Annotated in this window: 4 protein-coding genes and 1 tRNA gene; all 5 read left to right on the top strand. The window is 50.2% G+C overall.

Features of this window, described 5'->3' with window-relative positions:
* Positions 1–416 precede the first annotated feature (416 nt).
* Positions 417–492 (top strand) — tRNA-Ala (locus tag QZR21_RS07490).
* 252 nt (positions 493–744) lie between these two features.
* Positions 745–1,263 carry a nitroreductase family protein gene (locus tag QZR21_RS07495; RefSeq protein ID WP_296099357.1) on the top strand — a complete coding sequence of 173 codons (519 nt, stop codon included), beginning with the start codon at positions 745–747 and terminating at the stop codon, positions 1,261–1,263.
* 402 nt (positions 1,264–1,665) lie between these two features.
* Entirely contained in the window at positions 1,666–1,989 is a 324-nt protein-coding gene (gene trxA / locus QZR21_RS07500) for a thioredoxin (RefSeq protein WP_296099354.1), read from the top strand.
* A gap of 1,686 nt (positions 1,990–3,675) precedes the next feature.
* Positions 3,676–4,260, top strand: a complete 585-nt coding sequence (locus QZR21_RS07505; protein WP_296099351.1) for a hypothetical protein — start codon at positions 3,676–3,678, stop codon at positions 4,258–4,260.
* A gap of 97 nt (positions 4,261–4,357) precedes the next feature.
* Complete coding sequence (locus QZR21_RS07510) at positions 4,358–6,112, top strand: carbon starvation protein A (protein ID WP_296099348.1); 1,755 nt, start codon at positions 4,358–4,360, stop codon at positions 6,110–6,112.
* Positions 6,113–6,213: the final 101 nt, after the last annotated feature.

Below are 6,213 nucleotides of genomic sequence, written 5' to 3' on the forward strand. Positions count from 1 at the left end.
GTGACTTCATTATACCTGAGGATCGAGCCATATGGCTCTTGATTTTTTTGATTAACCAATTTACACCATTATACTGGCATTATCTTGGCCTGAATACAAAAGGCGCTTAGCCTGCCCATCAAAGCGCCTTCCTATTAGGCCAAACGGCGGTCGCCCGAAGGGCAGGGGATGGATTCGCCCTGTAGGGGTGAGCCCTGCAAAGCAGGAGATCTGACGGAGACTTCAGCCGACAGTCATTCAGATGTCAGGCAGAACCAGCGGCTTTGCATCAGTCAGAATTCATAAGGCCGCGCGATATGAATTGTGCGCTGCCTCCACCACCTTAGCCACTGCAGCCACTTTTCTCCTTCGGCCGCAGGCTGCTGTCTGTCCGCTTGCATCTCCCAAGGCAAAGGGGTACAATATAGAAACGTAACGGGGCATTAGCTCAGCTGGGAGAGCGCAAGGTTCGCAATCTTGAGGTCAGGGGTTCGATCCCCCTATGCTCCACCAGAAATAGAGGACATCCATGGCAAAGGCCGGGGATGTCCTTTTTTATGGTACCCCTGAGTTATACCCGGGCACTATGATATAATAGGGGTAAAGGAAAAGTAAACTGGGCTCATTCCTTCAGAATGTATCCCTTTTGCCTGCGACAGGGACTGCGGGAATTTCATTTATACATAAAACAAGGGAATAAGCCCGAAGAGTCATTCAGCTCAATAATAATACATAAAGCATCTACACATTAAAGGAGGAAGAACCATGGACGAAATTTTCAGAAGAGGTACCTGCCGGTATTTTAAGGAACTTACGCCGGTTCCCGATGACCAGCTGCTGACACTGGTAAAAGCAGGCATGCAGGCAAGGGCTGTGGGCAACCAGAAATCCCGGGACTTCATCATCGTTACCCGGGAGGACCTGGTAAAGGCCATTTCCCACAACAGCATCATTGCCGGTCCGGCCCGTAAAGCATCGGCGGCCATTGTTATTGTAGGCAAGAAAGAGGGCATTTCCTTCCCTGAAGAATGGTCCTTCGACTGCGCCGCAGCGGCACAGAATATCCTCATCGAAGCAGAACACCTGGGGCTGTCCACCCTGTGGATGCAGGTGTACCCCTACCAGGACAGGAAAGTCCATCTCTGCCATATTCTGGATATCCCCGATGAACTGGATCCCTTCTGCATCATTGCCGTAGGCTATGCAGCGAAACAGCCGGTCCGCATGAACCATTACGATGAACAGGCCGTGTCCTACGACCTTTACGGGAAACATAAGAAATAAGGAAACAATAAGCGGCCGGACCCATCCGGCCGCTTTTTCTTTCTCACGCGAGTGGCTGGAGGCAATTGTACGGGGGATTTCCAGGAAAGAATTGAGATTTGAGGAAAGAGAATGGGGGCTCCGAAGGGGAGCTGCTGATCGCCAGGCGACGGGACCGGGCTGTTAGAAGCGCCGCAGGCTGGACCTTTGCGGCAAAGCCGCGGGACCTCAATTCTCAACTCTCAAATCTCAATTCTTCTTTTGATATCGGCAGTCCCATGGCAGTGACTCTATCCAATCATCTGCTAAATTGAATTGGAATATTCAAGTCCATCAATTTACTCCTTGCGCGATAGACTGTTTGTGATATAATAAATACATCGAAAGAGTTAAATGTAATGATACAGATAAGGAGCGATACCTATGATTACCGAAATCCACAACAACGAACAGTTTGACAGCGAAATTACAAACCATAAAGGATACAGCCTCATTGACTTCTGGGCTACCTGGTGCGGTCCCTGCCGCATGATGGCTCCGGTCATGGAAAATGCAGAAAAAGTACTGGGAGACAAAGTGAATTTCTGCAAAGTAGACGTAGATGAGATGCAGGAACTGGCAGGACAGTTCGACATCATGTCCATTCCGACCATTGTCCTCTTCAAGGATGGCCAGGAAGTGAACCGCATGATTGGTGCCATTCCACAGGAAGAATTCATTAACCAGCTGGAATCCATGATGCAGTAAATCTTACTGAAAGAACAAAAAGGACCGCCGAAGGGCGGTCCTTTTTTTGTTATGGAAGATAATTAAATGTGATATTATATTACGAATTTACGAATTATGTTTAATAAAGATAAACAAAATAAATTTATTTTAAAGTACTTGCACTTTAAGAAAAAGGTGCTATAATATGAACATGAGTTGACCGAGAGTCAACTGATAAACATTCATCGCTTTCCTTGATTCAATTCCCCGTGAAGACAGGAAATATCGATGATGTGACAGATAAAGGAGGTGTGCTCTTTCTTATCTTTTTGACATTGGATTTTCTTGATAATAATTTACCCTCTCTCCATAAATTCCTGTCAGTTTCCCCACTGGCAGGAATTTTTTTGTGTTGTAAGAGTACTAAATGATAATAGGAAAGACTAAATTCGTACTCCGGTAAAAGTAAGAAATTGAACGGAAGGGATGAAGGCAGGCTGAAGGAAAGGTGCGGCGCAGGAGAATTAGGAATGAGGAATGGTGGAGGCGGCGCACAATTCATAGGGCGCCGCAGTTTTTATAGTATCGTAAGTATGCAGATCCTTGGAAAAGGGTCCCACCAAAGGCGCAGGGTGATTGATGGAATCATGGGTCAAAGCCGCAGTGATTCAAGGCTGCAGCCATTTTCTGTAATACCGGTATAGTCATTTAGCAGGGAGATTTCTCGACTCCTTCGCACATACTATTTTGGGGGTACAGTTACTCCGGCGCTTACACCGCTCGAAATGACGGTATGGGGGCAGCGTAATTCTGGGGGACGTGATTCAGGATAAAAACTCCTACCCGGCTATCGTCATTTCGACCGGAGGGAGCATGCCGGATGACTCTGCAATAAAGAATCGCTACAGCTGCGATGAGTGGAGAAATCTTTCTCGGGTTCGGGAATACAGTAAGATAGCAGTTACTCACGAATATTTAAAATGCCAATGTGAGATCATTCCCCCCATGCAGTCCCTGAGAGAAGGGGCGCGCTGAAGGTGCCGGAGAATCAGGAATGAGAATTTAGGAATGATGAATGGTGGAGGCGGCGCACAATTCATATGGCGCCGCAGTTTTATAGTATCGTAAATATGCAGACCCTGGGAAAAGAGCCGTGCCAAAGGTGCAGGATGGATGGTGGGAATAGAAAAGGCTGCGGCCTGCGGCCAGGGGCGGTGGCGGCGCACAAATTAGGAAGCGCCGCCTTTTGAATTTCTATCGCAGCTCTGACGCAGTGGAATTCTGTGGGAAGCTCAGTATTCCCATTCACAAGAAAGATTTCGTGGCTCATTGCAGCTGTAGCGATTCTTGTCTGTATTCTCACATAGCATGCTTACCACCGCTCGAAATGACGGGAGGGTGGAATGGGGAAATATGCGGGAAAAACGTTTTCAGCAAATTGATGGGACAGGGAAAGAGTTACCGGAAATGATGACGGTATTCCTGCGACATGCCATTGTGAGATAACTCACAACATGCAGGCAGTTGGAAGGGATCTGGGACAGTACCGCTGGACATCAAAGTTTTACACAATTTTCAAATCCATCATATAAGTGCACATTATTATCCTTTGCACTGGTTATAAGTTTCTTCTATTGGAGAAAATTCTATAAAAAGAGTATATTTAAGCAAACATCATCACATAATGTTTTCCACGGATTACATTTTTGTATGAAAGGAGGCACCATGGGAGAACGGGAGGAAGCGGTGGAGCGGCTGCTGGCCGGTTACCGCCGGTATTATTCGATTACCCGGTTTGATGGAGGAAAGGAGGAGGGAGAGGGATTCCGGGAGGCCATCCATATGGAGCGGCCCTTCTTTTCCGGACAGTCCCGGCTGGCAGCGGTTTGCGAATACTATGAGAAGGGGGAGAAATATTTTCTCTTCCATTCGGCAGCCCTGTGGTCTACGGCGCAGGAGGAATTCCTGTTTGTATTCAATGTACCCCGACTCACGGTTTCCTCTTTCCGGGAACTGCGGGACTTTGCCTGTGACGCAGCCATGGATATGGCCCATATCGGGCCGGGCCACATGTATACCTATATTTCACCGGTATTCATCTGCGATTCGGTGGAGGAAGCGGCCCGGAAGGAGCTGGAGGCCTGCAATCTGTACAAAACCTTCTTCTACTCCTTCCACGGGTGGATGGAGGTCCACGCCGGCGCCATGGACCTGTCCACGGGCCGGTTCCATTTCAACAGGGCCGGAAAATGTATGGAAAAGGGGCTTCGCCAGGTCTTTGCCCGAAGTCCCCTGTGGAAAGGGGCATGAGGGAACCATTCGGCTTTTCCCGGTCCATGGGACATTCCTTTCTGCAGGTATATAAAAAGATAAACTCACTCTCTATTTGTTCAAGGGGGGACCATATATGAATACCCTGGTACTGCTTGCTGTATGTTTAGTGATTCTTCTGTGTGGATATATCTTTTATGGCCGATGGCTTGTGAGGCAGTGGGGCGTGGGAAAAGGAAATATTCCCACTCCTGCCCATACCATGGAAGATGGCGTGGATTATGTGCCGGCGAAGGCGCCGGTGCTCATGGGCCATCATTTTTCCTCTATTGCCGGCGCAGGACCGATTACGGGTCCCATCGGGGCGGCTATGTTCGGCTGGCTGCCGGTGACCCTGTGGGTGCTGGTAGGGGGTATTTTCTTTGGTGGTGTCCATGATTTCGGAGCTCTCTTTGCTTCCATCCGCCATAATGGACAGTCCATCGGTGAAATTATTTCTGCCAACATGTCCAAACGGGCAAAGCAGCTCTTTATCATCTTTTCCTACCTCACCCTGATCCTGGTGGTGGCGGCCTTTGCGGCCATCGTAGCTTCCACCTTTGGCGCGGTCTATGAAAATGGCGTGGTGAATGAAGCAAAGAGTGCCACCCAGGCCTCCGTGGCCATGGTGTCCATTCTTTTTATTGCCGTGGCTATTGTCTTCGGCTTTGCGGTGTACCGCCGGCATACGGGCATGGCGGTATCCACCATCCTCGGCGTGGCGGCCATTGCCATCTGCATGGCCATCGGCATGAATTTCCATCCCTTCTATTTCTCCACCACCACCTGGATGTGGCTCATTGGCCTCTATATCACCATCGCCTCCGTGACGCCGGTATGGATTCTCCTGCAGCCCCGGGATTACCTGTCCTCCTTCCTGCTCTACGCCATGCTCATCGTGGCGGTCATCGGTATCGTAGGTGCCCATCCGGATATCAATCCGGACCTCTTCCCGGCGTATACCGGATTCTCCGTGGATAATGGAAACGGCACCCAGTACCTGTTCCCCATCCTCTTTACAACCGTAGCCTGCGGCGCTATTTCCGGTTTCCATTCCCTCGTTTCCTCCGGCACCACGTCGAAACAGCTGGATAAAGAGTCCGATGCCAGACCCATCGCCTATGGCGGCATGCTGCTGGAATGCGTACTGGCCATCATTACCCTCTGCGCCATCGCCTATGCACGGGAAACGGGCCATGTGAAGGGGGCCACCGATATTTTTGCCGGAGGTATTTCTGCCATGATTGGTGCCATCCCCGGTATGGCGTCCCTGGAAAGCAGTATGTATACCCTTCTGGTACTGACCTATTCCGCTTTCTGCCTCACGTCCCTCGATACGGCTACGAGACTGGCACGGTTCATGTTCCAGGAATTCTGGCTGGAACCGGGACAGACGCCGAAGGATATTGACGGCACCTTCAAGAAACTCATGGTCAATCCCTATTTTGCCACCATTATTACCGTGTTCTTCGGCATCATGCTGGGCATGGGGGGCTTCATGAAAATCTGGGGTCTCTTCGGCGCTGCCAACCAGCTGCTGGCAGGCATCGGCCTCCTGGCCGTAGCCACCTGGCTGGGCAATGCGGGTAAGAATAATAAAATGTTCCTCGTCCCCATGGCATTCATGATGGTGGTCACCATCAGCTCCCTGGCGATTATCGTACGGAACCAGGTCCTCATGATTATGAATGGCGCCACCGACTGGGGTCCCTATGCCCAAGCCGGTATCGGCATCCTGCTCATCTGCCTGGCCCTGGAGCTGGCCGTGGAAGGCTGCCGCACCATTTTCCGCCAGCGGAAACAGGCAAAGCAGGAAGAAATCCCCGCCCTGGACGACGTAGAAGAAGAATGAGCTGATAGGGTCTGCGTGCTGGCGGTTAGAGTCACTGGGGCGGAGTTTCTAGGGAAGCACTGATTAAATCGTTGTTCGATTATACTCTTGTATTTTCATGC

Source organism: uncultured Dialister sp., assembly GCF_900541605.1.
Lineage (GTDB): Bacteria > Bacillota > Negativicutes > Veillonellales > Dialisteraceae > Dialister.